We start from the raw sequence: 16,229 nt of genomic DNA, 5'->3' as shown, positions 1-16,229 counted from the left end.
GAGGAGACATGGAACAAGGAAACGGGCAACGCCACGCAAGCGCAGGCTTCCAGCAAATCGTCCAGCGCGAGCAAGGCCTGCACCGCAGCCTCAAACCCGCTCAGCTCGCCATGATCGCCATTGGCGGCGCCATCGGCACCGGCCTGTTCATGGGCAGCGGCTTTGCCATCGGCTTCGCCGGCCCCGGCGTGCTGCTCAGCTATGCCATCGGCGCGCTGGTCACGCTGCTGCTGATGGGTTGCCTGGCCGAGATGACGGTAGCCCACCCCACCTCCGGCTCCTTCGGCGCCTATGCCGAGCACTATGTCAGCCCGCTCGCCGGCTTCCTGGTGCGCTACGCCTACTGGGCCTCCATCGTGCTCGCGGTCGGCACCGAAGTCACCGCCGTGGCGCTCTACATGGGGTACTGGTTCCCGCAGGTGCCCGCCTGGTTCTGGATCGTCTCGTTCTCCGCCGCGCTGATCCTGATCAACCTGGTCGGCGTAGGCATCTTCGGCGCCGTCGAGTACCTGTTCTCGATGGTCAAGATCGTCGCCATCGTCGCCTTTATCCTGGTGGCCGCCTACATCGTCTTCGGCGCGCCCGGCAGCACTGGCAGCGGCGCGGCCGGCGCCGGCTTCCACCATTACACGGCGCACGGCGGCTTCCTGCCAAACGGTTTGTGGGGCATGTGGGTAGCCGTGATCGTCTCGATCTTCAGCTACCTCAGCATCGAGATGATCGCGGTCGCCGCCGGCGAAGCCCAGGACCCCGAGCGCGCCGTGCTGCAAGCCTTCCGCTCCACCATGATCCGGCTCGGCCTGTTCTATCTGCTCACGCTCGCGCTGATGCTCGCCATCGTCCCCTGGAACCAGGCCGGCGCGCAGAAAAGCCCCTTCGTCCAGGTGATGGAAGCCATCCATGTGCCGGGCGCCGCCGCCATCATCAACTTCGTCGTGCTGATCGCCGCGCTGTCCGCCATGAACAGCCAGCTCTACATCACCACCCGCACCATGTTCAGCCTGGCGCGCGCCGGGCAGGCGCCGCGCAGCTTCGGCGAAGTCAGCAAGCGCGGCATCCCCGTGCGCGCGCTGCTGCTCTCCAGCATCGGCATTGCGCTGGCCACCGGCCTCAACGTCTTCTACCCGGGCAACGCCTTCCTGCTGATGATGGCCATCTCCATGTTCGGCGCCCTCTTCACCTGGTTCATGATCTTCGTCACCCACTACCGTTTCCGCCGCCAATGGGCCGCCGCCGGCAACCGCCCGCTGGCCTTCCGCATGCGCGGCTTCCCCCTGCTCACGCTGCTAGGCGCCGGCATGATGCTGGCCATCATGCTGACCACCCTGCTCACCGACGCCTTCCGCATGACGCTGATCACCGGCATCCCCTTCCTGGCGGCGCTCAGCGTGGCCTACCTGCTCCGGTTCCGCCATCGCGCGGCACCCGCGCCACTGCCCGCCAACGACGCCGCCTGAATAACCACGGGGACTCCCGGCAGAATTCTTTCGCCGGGGCTTCACAGCAAAAAAAAACGCTGCTATGATTGCGGGCTTCATCCAGTTGTTGACGGATGGTGGGCCGAAGTAGCTCAGTCGGTAGAGCAGCTCATTCGTAATGAGAAGGTCGGGGGTTCGATTCCTCTCTTCGGCACCATTAATTAGATCTAAGCCCTTGAACTTCAAGGGCTTTTTTCTTTTCTGGCGTCATCTTGGCGTCATCGCTCTCAAGTAGCGGTTGCGAATCCCGCAATCTCCGGCGACACTGTATATCCATACAGTCTACGTGCTGCATGCCCCAGCACCCACCCGCCCGGAATTGCCGCCATGCCCGATACTCGCTCCATCAAGTACATCGTCGTACCCTACCGCAAAGGCAAGGGCGACACACTCCTGCCCGGCGAGATCCGCCAGGCGTCCAGCGAAGTCGGCGCTATCCGTATCGCGAACGGCATGGCCTCGAGCTTCGCCGGCGTCGCGGCCTACGAGGTACTGGTGGACGAGGAGACCGGTGAGATGGGCTCTCCTCGCATTCTGGTGAAGGAGGGGAGCATCCCTGCCCTCGGCGATTAAGCAGAGAGCCGCGCAGGGCGACGGCAATGGCTGCGCGCACCATTGGCACCCCCTCCATTCTGTCGCCATGAGCCTCGCCAATGCCTTCGCGTTCGCTGGCCCCGCAGCCGGTACGCCCGGTGCGCCCCGCCAGGGCCTGCCTTGTCTTGTGGCCGGTGGGCGCCGCAAGGCGCACGCGGCACAGAAAAGCCACGGCCCCGCACGTCCGGTCGGCTATCATGCCAATCCTCTCCGAAGTGGCTCCTTATGATTTCCGTCCGTAATGTCACGCTGCGCCGCGGCGTCAACGTCGTGCTCGACCGCGCGTCCGTCACTTTCAACCCCGGCGAAAAGATCGGGCTTGTCGGCCGCAATGGCGCCGGCAAGTCGTCATTTTTCGCCCTTCTCAACGGCACGCTGCACGAAGACAGCGGCGAGTTCTCGATTCCCGCCGCATGGAAGATGGGCCAGGTCGCGCAGGATATGCCGGAGACCGAGCAGAGCGCGACCGACTTCGTCGTCGAGGGTGACACCGTGCTGCTGGCCGCGCAGGACGAAGTGGCCGCCGCCGAGGCCAGCGACGACGGCATGCGCATGGCGCACGCCTACATGGCCCTGCACGACGCCGGCGCACACGATGCCCCCGCACGTGCCCAAGCGCTGATCCTGGGCCTTGGCTTCAGTGCTGCGCAGCTTGGTCAGCCGGTCAACAGTTTCTCCGGCGGCTGGCGCATGCGACTGCAGCTGGCGCGCGCGCTCATGTGCCCGTCCGACCTGCTGCTGCTCGACGAGCCGACCAATCACCTGGACCTCGACGCGCTAGTCTGGCTGGAAGCGTGGCTCAAGCGCTATCCAGGAACCCTGGTAGTGATCAGCCACGACCGCGAATTCCTCGACGCGGTGACGCAGGTGACGGTGCACGTCGACAACGCCAAGCTCGTGCGTTATGGCGGCAACTACAGCAAGTTCGAAGAGATGCGCGCTGAGCAGCTCGTGTTGCAGCAGGCCGCGATGGCCAAGCAGGCGGACAAGATCGCCCACCTGCAGAGCTTCATCGACCGTTTCAAGGCCAAGGCCTCGAAGGCGAAGCAGGCGCAGAGCCGGGTCAAGGCGCTCGAACGCATGGAGAAGATCGCACCGGTGCTTGCCGAGGCAGAGTTCAACTTCGAGTTCAAGGAGCCACTCAACGTCCCGAACCCGCTTTTGTCGATGCTGGACGCGAGCTTCGGCTACCCGCCGCCGGCCGGCGCACTGCCGGGCACGCCGCCCACGGTCATCGTGCGGGGCATCAACCGCTCCGTGCTGGCCGGGCAGCGCATCGGCATTCTCGGTGCCAACGGCCAAGGCAAGTCGACGCTGGTGAAGACGGTGGCGCACGCGTTGGCGCCGATATCCGGCGAAATCAGCGAAGGCAAAGGCCTGAACATCGGCTACTTCGCACAGCAGGAGCTCGACGTGCTGCGCCCGCTCGACACGCCGATGGAACACATGATCCGCCTGGCCAAGGACACGCCGGCGCACATGCGCGCCCCCGGCCAGAGCGGCACCGAACAATCCCTTCGCACCTTCCTCGGCACCTTCAGCTTCAGCGGCGACATGGTCCATCAGGCGGTTGGCACGATGAGCGGCGGCGAAAAGGCACGGCTCGTGTTGTGCATGATCGTGTGGCAGCGCCCCAACCTGCTGCTGCTCGACGAGCCGACCAACCACCTCGACCTGGCCACGCGCGAAGCGCTAGCTGTGGCGCTCAACGAATTCGAAGGCACGGTGATGCTGGTCAGTCACGACCGGGCCCTGCTGCGCGCCGTATGCGACGAGTTCTGGCTGGTCACCAAGGGCGGCGTCGAGCCCTTCGACGGCGATCTGGACGATTACCAGCAGTTCCTGATCGACGAAGCCCGCCGCATGCGCGAGCAGGCTGCCGCAGAGCAGAAGGTCGTCGCCTGAGATACCTGCTGGCGCGGGCGCCCGTCCCGCAGTTCGTGCAGCAGGCTAGATACCCTCCGCGTTCCCCCACACCGCCCACGTTACGTAACGCGTAACACCGCCGCGCCATCCCCTGCGCGGCGGCGCGCGGTACCCACCCCCTTCCCAGCTCCAGGCAAGTCGCCCGCAATCCCTTATCTGGCGCGGCTTCCAGCCTGATCGCATCGGCCTCGCGCCGCCGCCACGCCGCGTCGGCAAGTGCCATCAGCCAGATGGCACGGCGATTGCGCTAGTCCTTGTCATTCACGCGCGACGGGCCACGACGAATGAGAGAGCAAATGACATCAGTTTTCAGCAGCGAGGAGTTGGACGCGTATTTCTCTTCGTACGCCGGCATGGAGGGGGGAAACATCGGCGCGGCTGTCTGGATATGCGATAAGGAGCCGCACCTGCTTGCGTCTTCGCCGGGTGCCTCGCTGGCGCCCGTGCATGAGCCGCCCGCCTGGGACAGCGCATTTCGCGAGCGCCACCGGCATGACATGCCGCGCTGGCAAACGCACCAGCGCCTCGCCCGCATCATGGCCGCGACGCGCACGGCAACGCTGCGTGAAACCATGCCGGGGCTGGACTGGCGCGGCTACTTCGACCAGTACCTCTACGCGCCGCTCGGCTGGGAGTTCAAGATCAATCTCTACCCTCTGCCCAAGCCGCAGCAGATGGACCTGTCGCAGATCGAGACCTTTCGCCGCAACCCGTGCCTCAGCCCGAACTGGCGCTATGTGGAATTCTGCCGCCAGGGTGGGCGCTTCCGCTTTATCGCGGAGCAGCGCCGGCGCATGCGTCCCAAGGTGATTCTCTGCACAGGGCAGGCCGAAGAAGAGGAGTTCCTGCTGGCGTTCGGCTTCCAGGGCGTGCCCTGCTCGGAGCATCACCTGCAGCCGGCGGACCTGGTCAAGACGCTGCGCGTGTACTCGCACGAGGGCACCCACCTGGTCATCTGCCCGAAGGTGGGCGGGCCGACCGGCATCAACTCGGACACGCTGCTCGATGCGATGGGCGCCTTCCTGTCGGTCTGGCTCGACGCATCGGATTTTCCGGACGTGCGCGCGCAAGCCATGCGCGCGGAGCCGCCCGCCGGCACCGCGCACCTGGCCTGGCGCGCGATGACGCACAGCCAGGCTGGTTCCGCCAGCGCGTCTGCCGTATGACCCAAGCGCCGCGGCCACTGCCGCGGCACTCGCCTGCCCGCATCGTCAAACGCATGTTTGACTGACTGCGCCATGCCCTGGCGCTGCCGCCTGGCAGCCGCCAGCGGCATATCACCCCTCCTCCTGCCTTGCCGGCGCAAGCTCGCGGAACGTCCCGTTTTAGCGGGACGTTGACATCCGCTTGCCCTCCAATCCCCTCCATAGGCTTACGGCATTCGATTGATTGAATCCGCCGCGCCGAAGCACCAGACTGGTAACACGACAAATACAAGACCGGCCCGCCGCTCCAATTGGCTGCCGGGACCGATGACGAAGCGGCCGCGCAGCACGCGGTACGCGTTCGCACTTGCCACGCAACCGGGGAACATCATGCACATCGCCGCCACCTAGGGCCGCCGGCGCCACGCCGGACTCGCGCAGGATGGCTGCGCCCGCACGCCGATTCGCGTCGCGTCCAGCCAGCTCCCAGCCAAGACAATCGACAAGGAAGCGGCCATGGATGCTTATCCAGTTCCTGGCGCGGCGAGGTATCGCCTTTTTCCGCGCAAGCTCCTGATGGTGTTTGCGCTAGGCGCATCCTTGTGGGCCGTCACCGCCCGCGCGGATGACAGCACGCCGCCCGACACCCCGGCAGATCCGGCGCAGGCTATGCCGGCGCCCGCCTTCAGCCCCCAGGTCTGGCTGAACGCCGGATTTTTTTCTTACCACTTCAATCACACGGCGCACTACAACGCGGCCAACTGGGGCATCGGCGCCGATGTCCGCATCACCGAGGATGTCACCTTGTCGGCCGGCGAGTACCGCAACAGCATGCGCCATCACTCCACCTACGCGAGCGTCACCTGGCAGCCTCTGCATCTTGGCCCGGTGCGGATCGGCGCCACGGCGGGCGCGGTGCGCGGGTATCCGGATGTCAATAACGGCGGCTGGTCGCCGATGGCGGCGCCCGTCATCAGCATCGAGTATGGGCGCGTGGGTGCGAACCTGATCTACGTGCCGACGATGCGGGGCAAGGTGGATGGCTGCATCTCGCTGCAGCTCAAGATCCGGGTCTGGTAGGCGAATTCCGTGGTGGGAAGGTGCAGGGGAAGGTGCGGGGGAAGGTAAGAGGGAAGGCGAGAAAAAAAGGCGCCGCATGCGAGAGCATGCAGCGCCACGGAAGGAGGGCCAAGGGATTAGGCCCTCTCGGGAAAACCACTCCCGGGGAGAGAGCGGTAAGTGGCTACTGTAGCGAGCGCAGCCGCATCAACCTACCAGCCACTTCCCAATGCATGTGGAGAAATTTCCGCAAACACTTCCGTTCCCGCTTATGGCTTGAACGTATCGCCCAGCACCACGCCTTCACGACGCGGATCGGCCCCGCCGACCAGCGCCGTCGACCCGCCCACAGTGGTACGGATGATGGCGCTCAAGCCGCTCGACTGGGCCGTCACGTTGACCACGTGACCGAGCCCGCGCAGGCCCTTGACCAGGGGATCGTTGTCGCCGGCCAGGCCGCCGGCCGGCTTGGTGGCATCCACGTTGGGATGCTCGCCGCCGACCATCATGCCGCTGGTGGCGCTGTTTGAGCCACCGAAGTCGATCATCGACACGGCCTGCTGCGCGTCCATCTTCCAGTCCAGCACGCCCACCAGGGTCTTGGCTACGTACTGGATGATGCTGGCGCCGCCCGGCGAACCGGTGGTCATGTAGAAGTCGCCGCGCGAGCCGTCGGCATTGCGCTTGAACACCAGCGTGGGCGCCATCGAGCTGCGCGGGCGCTTGCCCGGCTGCACGCGGTTGGCGATCGGCACGCCACCGGCATCGGCGGGTGCCGCATTGAAGTCGGTCAGCTGGTTGTTGAGCAGGAAGCCGTTGGTGAAGTGATACGAGCCGAGGCCCGCCTCGATGGTGGTGGTCATCGAGACGACGTTGCCATACTTGTCGGTCAGCGACAGGTGCGTGGTGCCGTGCTCGTTGATGACCGACGGGGCCAGCGGCACGGCGCCGAGGTCGCCCGCGGCGACCGGCAGCGTCATGGAGCCCACCGTGCTGATCAGGTCCGCCCGCTTGCGCAGGTAAGGCTTGTTCAGCATGCTTTCCCAGCTGCCGCCCGGCAGGCCGATGAAGTCGGTATCCGCCACATACTTGTTGCGATCGGCATACGCCAGGTTGCCTGCCTCGGCCATCAGGTGGACGCCGAGCACGTTCGGGCGGCCGCCGTTCTTGTCCATGTTCGACGGCGCATAGCGCGACATCTCGTAGTTCTCGACGATACCCATGATCTGCGCCACCGCGATGCCGCCTGAGGACGGCGGCGGCATGCCGCAGATCTCGTACTCGCGATAAGTCGTGCAAACCGCCGTGCGCTTCTTGGCGACGTAGCTCTCCAGGTCGGCCAGCGTGGTCAGTCCCGGCGTGGCGGTGCCGCCATAAGTATTCTGGATCTTGGCGACGATAGCCCGGGCAATCGGGCCGTTCTTGTAGAACGCATCCGCGCCGCCGCTGGCGACCGAGGTGAACACATTGGCCAGCGCCGGGTTCTTGATGATGGTGTTGACCGCGCGCGGGGTGCCGTCGGCATTGAGGAAATATCCGGCCATCTCGGCGTCGCGCTTGATGCTGGGGGCCGTCACCGGATTGCTGAGCGCCGAGGCGATCGCGGCAGCCATGCGGGGCGGAATCGCGAAACCATCGGTCGCCAGCTTGATGGCGGGAGAGAACAAGTCCTTCCAGGCCAGCTTGCCGTGCTCGCCGTGCGCCAGCTCCAGCACGCGCAACGTGCCGGGCGTGCCGATGGAGCGCCCGCTGTGCGTCGCGTTAGGTGCCGGCGTAGTCTGGTCGGCGGCGGACTTCCATTGGATATAGTTGCCGTCGGCGGCGGCCGGCGCCATCTCGCGCCCGTCGTAGGCGGTGACCTGCCTGGTGGCCGCGTCGTAGTACATGATGAAGGAGCCGCCGCCGATGCCGGAGGATTGTGGCTCGACCAGGTTCAGCACCATCTGCGCCGCTACCGCGGCGTCCACCGCCGTGCCGCCGTTCTTCAGCACGTCGCAGGCGGCCTTGGTCGAGACCGGGTTGTTGGTCACCGCCATATAGGTCTTGGCGTAGACCGTACTCTTGGGCGCATAGCCGGTGGCGATCTCCGGCGCATTAGGGTCGCCCGGCAGCACCACGGCTTCGCCACCGGTGGTGCCGTTCAGTTCGCAGCCCGCAACCACCGTCGGGGTAGTCGAAGCCGGGGTGGTGGCAACGGGATCGTCGCCGCCGCAGGCACCCAGGGTCAGCGCCAGGGAGGCGAGCGCGATGGCGCTGAGCCGGGTCGGCGTGAAGCGGGTGCCGGCCGGATCCATAGGCGGAGTTACCGCTTCGTGAGCAGTTTGTGGCATGTTCTTCCTGTCTTATGTTGAGGTTTCAGAAAATCGACGCTTCCCTCGTCGATCGCCGCAACCGCTGCTGATGGGGGAGCGGTTGTGACGAAGGATCAACATAGACCTGCCATTTGCGATTCTGAATAGCTACATGTCTGTATTTACAGACATGTGAACGCGGTTCATACTTGAGAGTGCTGCAAGATGCGCATGTAGCTGTCGGTGGCATGGCCGCCTTTGCGCTGCCCGTCGAGGCGAACGGGTTTTCCTTGTTCGCGGCCTGGCGTGCGCGCAACCATGCCGATCCGGAAATCCCCTGGCTCCCCTGGCCCGGGAGAAAATAGCCGCCGTGGCCGATGCGGCCGTTACGGATTGAAGCGCGGCTCAGGCGGCCAGCACTTCGGCCTCAAGCATGCTGCTGATGGCGGCTTCCAGGGTAACAAGGGCTGCTGTCTTGGGCAGGCAACAGCAGATGCCGTAGCCCATCTCCGGCGGCGGCATGTGCAGCCACATATTGTCCGACAGCAGCAGCACCCGCTGGGCGGGCAGCATGCTCCGCAGCTTGCGCAGCAGGCGCCAGCCGCTGGTCACGTCCTGCGGCATGCCAAACACCAGCAAGCCGGCCTCGCGAATCGTCGTCCCGTGCATCGAGAGATCATCGGGATCCACGCCATCCACCTGCTCCACGCCGGGCATGCTCTCCAGCATGCGGGCCAGGCCGAGGCGCAGCAGCGCGCATTCGTCGATCACCACAGCCCTGAGCGGCGCCGCGCCATGCGACGCCAGCGGCAGCCTGGCAATCTGCCGCGCCGACATGGCCGATGACACGCCCGGCGCGACGCCTCGCGAGGTGATGCTGTCTACGCCTGCCCGGCTGGTGAGTGCCATGTCCATGATTCCTCCTTTTGCTTTTTTTCTGGAACGGCGCCAGCGGGGACGCCTGACAGGGCACGGTGCAAGGCACGTGCCAGCCGCAAACGCGGGCTCGCGCGCACAGCGGGGCAGGCCGCTCGGCCTTACGGCGCAAGGGATTGCCGCCTGCGCGGGACGCGGGCGGCGCGGCCCGGGCGGGGCCGGGGCATGTTACGCGTCACGTAACGTGTTCCGCATGTTGTTCCGCGCGGCACAAGCAAAACCGCCGCGCAAAAGCGCGGCGGCCGGCATGCGACGGCAAGCGTGGGGACTCAGACCAGCGCGATGCGGTCCTCCACCAGCCGGACGTGGCCGCCCGGCTTGTCCTCCATAATCTTCATCGACTTCTGCCCGATGTGCAGGCTGCACCCCCCGTGGATGCGCCGGCTCACCTCGATCACCGCCTCGGGAGACGGCCGCAGCTGCTCGGCAAGCTTGGCCAGCCTGGCGTCGAGCGCAATCGAGTCGCGGGTGAGCTTGAACAGCGTGGCGCGCGCCTTCTCGCGCATGTCGCCCACCGCTTTCTCGGGATGCTTGGCGAAGAAGCTGACCAGTTGCTGCACCTTGGCCTGCTCCGCCTCCAGCTGGCGGCGCTGGGCCTCGAGCTCGGCCTTCTCGGCTTCGGCGTAGGGATTGGTACCTACCTGCACGATGGTGGCGGTGCCCGCGGAGGCGCCAAGGGTGGCGGTGCGCACCGCCAGTTGCGCACGGCAGCGCCCGCCGGTGATGTTGCCTTGGCCACCCTTGGGACTGCCCGCAATGATGCTGCGCCCGGCGCAGACGTCGCTCTGGCGGATGCCGCTTTCCACCTTGACCTCGGTGCCGGCCTCGACCACGGCGCTTTCGATGAAGCGCGCATGCAGCGAACCCTTGCAGGTCACCCGCGCCAGCGCGACGCCCTCGGCGCCCTGTTGTGTGCCTTGATGCGCGCCTTGATGCGTGCCCTCGGCCTTGCCGATGATGCCGCCCTTCACCACCACGTTGCCGCCCGCCTCCACATGGGCAGCCTCGATGGTGCCGGTGACGATCACGTCGCCGGTCACGCGCACGGTCATGCCGGTCCTGATATCCCCGTTGACGCGCAGCGTGCCGTCGAAGGTGACGTTGCCTGAATGCATGTCTACCGCCTCCACATCGACCACCGGGCTCACCGATGCGCCCTGTGCCGACAAGGACGGCGAGCCGGAGATCGCCGCCACCAGTACCTCCGGATCAGCGGGATCCTGCGCCACGCCGGTCAGGCCGTCCGCGAATGGCGGATCGGCAGCCGGCACGGCGGGCACGACCTTGCCGAAGACATCGATGCCATCGCTGCCCTGGCGGGCCGGGATGCGACGCATCAGCGGCGCGCCGGGATTCACCAGCAACAGCGTGCCCAGGTCGCGCAGGTCGATGCGGCCGCTTTCGTCCTCGGCCACCAGCGGCTTTGGGGGGGCCAGCAGGCTCTCGAAGCGCGCCGGCATGCCGGGCAGCGGTGCACGTCCCGTGGCAATCTCGAGCCCGTCGCAATGGCCCGCCTCGACCGCGCCACGCAGGGCCGCGCTGTCCGGCTCGGCTTTGATGCCGCGCTCGGCCAGCGCGGCACGGATCTCGTCGCGTGACACCTCGCGCCCGCCTTGCGGCGGCAGCAGGTTGAGCCGCACGCTCAGGTTGTCGCTGCTGACGCTGAGATCGAAGTATCCGTCGGTCAGCTCGCCGATCAGCGCCTCCACGGGCGTCCCCTCGGTGGCGCGCTGGCATTGCGCGAGAAAGGTGCCGATTGCGGCGGTGTCCAGTTTCGCCTGCGCCCAGCCGCCCCTGGCCAGCGCCTCTTGCAGCGCGGCGCGGTCCGGCGCCATGCGGCCCGGCATGGCGGCATACGCCGCGCGCAGCTGCCGCGTGCTGTCGTCCAGGCTAAGCCGTAAGCCGCCGGCCTCTGTGTCTTGTCCCCGGTTTTCCATTCGGTAGTTCCATTGATGGATCATGTCCGGACGGCTCCGCCCCGTCCTCGGGGTCGTCCGCAATCCCGGCCTCGGCAGTGCCGTGCCGCCGCTGCGCCATGGCGCGGCCGCCCGGTGCCCGTGGCCTGCCAGGCAGGCAGGCCTTTGAAGCCGGGGATGTCATTGATGCGCCGCGGGATCTTGGTCCCTTCCGACGCACACAACACCATCGGCCGTTTCGCCGAAAACTTGAGCCGCGGCGCAGCCCGCACCCCACCGCCCGAGGCGAAAAATGTACACTTCTGCCCATCGACGGAACGCCGTGCCGCAATGCCAGGGGATCACAGATGATTGTGCGAGACCGCCCATCGGGACTGAGGTTGTTCCTGGTCCTGCGAGGCTCGATCCTGTCGCGCATCTGGCGCGTGCTGCTGGTGAACTTGCTGGTAGCGGTTGCCGTCACGATCAGCCACGGCGCGTTCTTCCAGCACAAGGTCACGCTCACGGCCATCCCCTTCACGCTGATCGGCCTGCCGCTGGCCATCTTCCTGGGCTTTCGCAATACCGCCGCCTACGATCGCTTCTGGGAAGGGCGCAAGCTGTGGGGAGAGCTGGTGGTGCGCAGCCAGAACCTGGCACGGCAATGCCTCAGCCTGATCGCGGACAACGTGCCGGACAGCGCCGGCCATAAGCCAGCGGGCCTGAGCGACGCGCGCGTGCGCATGATCTCCCGCACCATTGCCTACGCTTATGCGCTGCGCAACCGTTTGCGCGGCGCCAGTGCCGCCACCGACGTGGACCCGGGCTGGCTGCGCCCGGCGGAGCTAGCCGACCTGCAGCGCTGCACCAATGCGCCCGCCTTGCTGATGATGCGCATGGGCCAAGACCTGGGCCAGTGCGTGCGGCAGCACCGCGTCGAGCCCTGCCTCGCCGCCGGCATCGACGACACCTTGTCGGCCATGATGGCCACGGCGGTGGCGTGCGACCGCATCCACAACACGCCCATCCCGTTCTCGTACACGCTGCTGCTGCACCGTACCGCCTACCTGTACTGTTTCCTGCTGCCGTTCGGGCTGGTGGATACCATCGGCTTCGTCACGCCCGTGGTGGTGGCCATCGTGGCCTACACCTTCTTCGGCCTGGATGCGCTGGGCGATGAGCTGGAAGAACCGTTCGGCACCAGCGCCAACGACCTGCCGCTCGATGCGCTCTGCCGCACCATCGAGATCGGCATGAAGGAAGCGCTAGGCGAGACCGCACTGCCGCCGCCGCTCGTACCCGTGGATTACTGCCTGCTGTAGAGACCTGTTCAGGGGGCCTGTTCAGGGGGCCCGGCAAGGCGGCGCCGGCATGCGCCGGTTGCGCCACTCGCCCCGGGCAAGCGCGACTTTCGGTAAACTGCCGCTGTACCGGCGCAGCGTCGTCCGGCTTTGGCGCACGCCTCACCGCTTTTCCCCAGGTTCCAGACATCCCAGATGGCCCAGAAGTCCCCGGCGTCCAAGACGCCCGCCGCACCGGCGCCCAGCCCCCACGAAATCCGTCCCGGCCAGTCCATCGAGCTGCTCAAGGCGCTGCATATCCTCACGCGCGACGGCAAGATGAACCAGGACAGCCGCCGCAAGCTCAAGCAGGTCTACCACCTGTTCCAGTTCATCGAGCCGCTGCTGCAGGACCTCAAGCAGGATCACCCGGACGTGACGCTGGTCGACCACGGCGCCGGCAAGTCCTACCTCGGCTTCATCCTGTATGACCTGTTCTTCAAGGCGCAGCTTGACCAGTCGCACATCTACGGCATCGAGACGCGCGAAGAGCTGGTGCGCAGCTCGCAGGAACTCGCCAGCCGGCTGGGCTTCAAGGGCATGTCGTTCCTGAACCTGTCGGTAGCCGATTCGATCACGTCCGACCAGCTTCCGCCCACCATCGACATCGTCACCGCGCTGCACGCCTGCAACACAGCCACGGACGATGCGATCCGTTTCGCGCTGGAAAAGCACGCCAAATACATCGTGGTGGTGCCGTGCTGCCAGGCCGAGGTGGCCGGCGTGCTGCGCAAGAACAAGGGCAAGCTGCTGGCCGGCAATCCGCTGACCGAAATCTGGCGCCACCCGCTGCATACGCGCGAGTTCGGCAGCCAGGTGACCAACGTACTGCGTTGCCTGCAGCTCGAGGCGCATGGCTACCAGGTGAGCGTGACCGAGCTGGTGGGCTGGGAGCACTCGATGAAGAACGAGCTCATCATCGCGCAGTACAAGGACCTGCCGCGCCGCCGCCCGGCCGAGCGGCTGAACGAAGTGCTGCGCACGCTGGGACTGGAAGAGATGGAAGCGCGCTTCTATACGCAGGAGCCGGCAGCTGCCGGCTGAGGCTGACTCGCGCCAGGCCAATGGCGCGCTGCTGTCCGCAAGCTGAAACGCGCCGCTTTGACGGCGCGTTTTTTTATGTTCCGCTGCCCTCGGTCATCAGCTTGCGCCAGCCGTCGTGGCCGAGCCGGCGCATGGTTTCCTGGTTGCGCTCGTAGATATCCGACGCATCGGGAAACGCCGCCACGGCTCGCGCGATGCTGTCCTCGCGCAGCAGGTGCAGGATGGGGTAAGGCGCGCGGTTGGTGTAATTCTCGATGTCGTCCGGCTCGCTGCCGCCGAACGCGTAGTGCGGATGGAAGCTGGCGATCTGCAGGATGCCCGCCAGGCGCAGGCTCTTGAGCAAGCGCTCGGCGAAATAGAGGAAATCGTTGTAGTCGAGAAACTCGGCCAGCGACTGTGGCACGATCAGCAGGGTCGTGTCGATCTCGGCAGGGTCGGCATCGGCGAGCGTGCGCAACTCGGTTTCGAGATCGGCGAGCACGCCCTCGGTATCGGTGGCATCGCTCACCGTGTAGCGGATCTGCCGCTTCACGTGCACGGCCTTGGCGAAGGGGCACAGGTTAAGGCCGATCACCGCGCGTTCCAGCCATTGCTGGGTGGCGTCTACGATGAATTGGCTGGATGGCGAAGCGATGGGCATGGCAATGAGTGACGCAGGGAACGGCGCTAAACCGCTATTTTAGCCTCCCGCCCAGGCAGGCCAAAGGCGCTCAGCGCCGCGGCCCGTAGATCTGCCTGGCCAGCGCGTCCGCCTGGCGCATGGCCGCATCGCGCTCGGTCGTGCTCAGCTTTGCGCAGACGTACTCCAGGTTGGCGGTGTCCAGGTCAGTGACATGGCGCTCGCCGGACAGCACGATCACCTTGCGCCACATGCAGGCCTTGACGCGGTCACGCTCCAGCCCGAGGCACCCGGACTGCAGGCAATACGAGAGGTTGCGCTGGGACAGGAAATCGCCTTTCATTGCCTTTTCCTGCAATCCCTGCGCGGTTTCCTGCGCGAGCGCCGGGTGCACGCCGGCGACAAGACCTAGCAAGCCCAGCAAGACCAGCACGAAGGCCCGCGCGGCGGGAAGAGGCAACGACAAGCGGGACCGCATGGGCATGGTCATGGACATGGGAGGCGCGGGAGACCCGTGGCACAAGGGAAGGGGCGATATTAGCAGTTGCCCCTGGCCTATATAATCCGATCCGCCGCACCCTGCCTTGCGCCCCATTGCGCGATCGACCGCCTTGCCCCGGATCCAACCCATGTCTGCACCCACCGCCTCCCTCCCCGCTGCCAGCGTCGCCGTGATCGGCGGCGGCCCCGCAGGCCTGATGGCGGCGCAGGTGCTGGCCGCGCGCGGACTTCGCGTGGAGGTGTATGACGCCATGCCCTCGGTCGGCCGGAAGTTCCTGATGGCCGGGCGCGGCGGCATGAACCTCACGCATTCCGAAGCGGCGCAGCCCTTCCTCGGGCGCTATGGCAAGCGCAGCGCGCAAATCGCGCCGCTGCTGGCCGGCTTCGATCCGCAAGCGCTGCGCGGCTGGGTGCACAGCCTCGGCATCGAGACCTTCGTCGGCAGCTCGGGCCGCGTCTTCCCCACCGACATGAAAGCCGCGCCGATGCTGCGCGCGTGGCTGCACCGCCTGCGCGAGGCCGGCGTGCAGTTCCATATGCGCCATCGCTGGCTGGGCTGGGACGATGCATCGGGCCAGCTGCGCTTTGCCACGCCGGATGGCGAGCGGCTGGTCCGGCCCGATGCCACGGTGCTGGCGCTTGGCGGCGGCAGCTGGGCACGCCTGGGTTCCGACGGCGCATGGGTACCGCTGCTGGCCGCGCGTGGCGTGGACATCGCCCCTTTGCGCCCCGCCAACTGCGGCTTCGACGTAGCCTGGAGCGAACACTTCCGCACGCGTTTTGCCGGCCACCCGCTGAAGGCCGTGGCCATCGGGCTGCGCGACCGCGATGGCGTGGAGCATTATCGCCAGGGCGAGTTCGTCATCACGGCCGGCGGCATCGAGGGGAGCCTGGTCTATGCGCTGAGCGCGCCAATGCGCGACCTGCTCGAGGCCACGGGCGAGGCCACGATCCATCTCGACCTTGCGCCGGGCCTGCCGGCCGAACGCGTGGCCGAAGCGGTGCAGCGCCCGCGCGGCGCGCGCTCGCTATCGAGCCACCTGCAGAGCAAGCTGGGCATCACCGGCGTCAAGGCCGGCTTGCTGCGCGAATGCTTGTCGAAGGAAGAATTTGCCGACCCCGCGCGGCTGGCGGCGGCGCTCAAGGCGCTGCCCGTGCGCCTGCTGCGCGCGCGCCCGATCGATGAAGTGATCAGCAGCGCGGGCGGCGTCGCGTTCGAGGCGATGGACGCGCAATTGATGCTGCGCGCCGTGCCGGGCGTGTTCTGCGCCGGCGAGATGCTGGACTGGGAAGCGCCCACCGGCGGCTACCTGCTGACCGCCTGCTTTGCCAGCGGGCGCGCGGCCGGGCTGGGCGCCTCGGCCTGGCTGAAAGCGCGCGGGGCTGCCGGGCGCTAGCTAA

The 16,229-nt window shown here is 66.7% G+C and carries 13 protein-coding genes and 1 tRNA gene; 9 read left to right on the top strand and 5 right to left on the bottom strand.

Annotated features, from left to right (window positions below):
• Positions 1-8 precede the first annotated feature (8 nt).
• The 6 genes from RR42_RS05070 to RR42_RS05045 all read left to right on the top strand — a co-directional run bounded on the left by RR42_RS05070 (position 9) and on the right by RR42_RS05045 (position 6,223).
• Complete coding sequence (locus tag RR42_RS05070; RefSeq protein ID WP_052494457.1) at positions 9-1,457, top strand: amino acid permease; 1,449 nt, start codon at positions 9-11, stop codon at positions 1,455-1,457.
• A 102-nt stretch (positions 1,458-1,559) separates the two neighbouring features.
• Positions 1,560-1,635: transfer RNA gene (locus RR42_RS05065), tRNA-Thr, on the top strand.
• A gap of 170 nt (positions 1,636-1,805) precedes the next feature.
• On the top strand, positions 1,806-2,051 hold the full coding sequence (locus tag RR42_RS05060) for a hypothetical protein (RefSeq protein WP_043344625.1): 246 nt from the start codon (positions 1,806-1,808) through the stop codon (positions 2,049-2,051).
• A gap of 246 nt (positions 2,052-2,297) precedes the next feature.
• Positions 2,298-3,977, top strand: a complete 1,680-nt coding sequence (locus RR42_RS05055) for an ABC-F family ATP-binding cassette domain-containing protein (RefSeq protein WP_043344624.1) — start codon at positions 2,298-2,300, stop codon at positions 3,975-3,977.
• A gap of 317 nt (positions 3,978-4,294) precedes the next feature.
• Positions 4,295-5,164, top strand: coding sequence for a hypothetical protein (locus RR42_RS05050; RefSeq protein ID WP_052494456.1), 870 nt, complete (start codon positions 4,295-4,297; stop codon positions 5,162-5,164).
• 495 nt (positions 5,165-5,659) lie between these two features.
• Positions 5,660-6,223: a hypothetical protein gene (locus RR42_RS05045; RefSeq protein WP_043344623.1), complete on the top strand. Its 564-nt coding sequence runs from the start codon at positions 5,660-5,662 to the stop codon at positions 6,221-6,223.
• 248 nt (positions 6,224-6,471) lie between these two features.
• Here the strand turns inward: RR42_RS05045 and RR42_RS05040 are convergent, their stop codons facing one another.
• The 3 genes from RR42_RS05040 to RR42_RS05030 all read right to left on the bottom strand — a co-directional run bounded on the left by RR42_RS05040 (position 6,472) and on the right by RR42_RS05030 (position 11,390).
• A complete protein-coding gene (locus RR42_RS05040) occupies positions 6,472-8,496 on the bottom strand; it encodes a gamma-glutamyltransferase family protein (protein ID WP_052494455.1) in 2,025 nt (674 codons plus the stop codon).
• Between the two features lie 402 nt (positions 8,497-8,898).
• Positions 8,899-9,408, bottom strand: coding sequence for a DNA-binding response regulator (locus RR42_RS05035; RefSeq protein ID WP_236701981.1), 510 nt, complete (start codon positions 9,406-9,408; stop codon positions 8,899-8,901).
• Between the two features lie 290 nt (positions 9,409-9,698).
• Entirely contained in the window at positions 9,699-11,390 is a 1,692-nt protein-coding gene (locus tag RR42_RS05030) for a DUF342 domain-containing protein (RefSeq protein WP_236701980.1), read from the bottom strand.
• A gap of 302 nt (positions 11,391-11,692) precedes the next feature.
• Here RR42_RS05030 and RR42_RS05025 point away from each other — a divergent pair, with 302 nt between their 5' ends.
• On the top strand, positions 11,693-12,646 hold the full coding sequence (locus tag RR42_RS05025; RefSeq protein WP_043344621.1) for a bestrophin family protein: 954 nt from the start codon (positions 11,693-11,695) through the stop codon (positions 12,644-12,646).
• A gap of 174 nt (positions 12,647-12,820) precedes the next feature.
• A complete protein-coding gene (locus tag RR42_RS05020; protein WP_052494454.1) occupies positions 12,821-13,708 on the top strand; it encodes a class I SAM-dependent methyltransferase in 888 nt (295 codons plus the stop codon).
• Positions 13,709-13,781: 73 nt separating this feature from the next.
• Here RR42_RS05020 and RR42_RS05015 read toward each other — a convergent pair whose 3' ends face one another.
• Together RR42_RS05015 and RR42_RS05010 are read right to left on the bottom strand one after the other, a co-directional pair.
• Positions 13,782-14,348, bottom strand: coding sequence for a DUF1415 domain-containing protein (locus RR42_RS05015; RefSeq protein WP_043344620.1), 567 nt, complete (start codon positions 14,346-14,348; stop codon positions 13,782-13,784).
• Positions 14,349-14,418: 70 nt separating this feature from the next.
• Positions 14,419-14,823: a hypothetical protein gene (locus tag RR42_RS05010; protein WP_236701979.1), complete on the bottom strand. Its 405-nt coding sequence runs from the start codon at positions 14,821-14,823 to the stop codon at positions 14,419-14,421.
• A gap of 133 nt (positions 14,824-14,956) precedes the next feature.
• Between RR42_RS05010 and RR42_RS05005 the strand changes: the two genes are divergently transcribed.
• Positions 14,957-16,225, top strand: coding sequence for a TIGR03862 family flavoprotein (locus RR42_RS05005; RefSeq protein WP_043344619.1), 1,269 nt, complete (start codon positions 14,957-14,959; stop codon positions 16,223-16,225).
• Positions 16,226-16,229: the final 4 nt, after the last annotated feature.

This window comes from Cupriavidus basilensis (assembly GCF_000832305.1).
Classification (GTDB): Bacteria; Pseudomonadota; Gammaproteobacteria; order Burkholderiales; family Burkholderiaceae; genus Cupriavidus; species Cupriavidus basilensis_F.
This window is presented reverse-complemented; position numbering and strand designations above follow the sequence as displayed.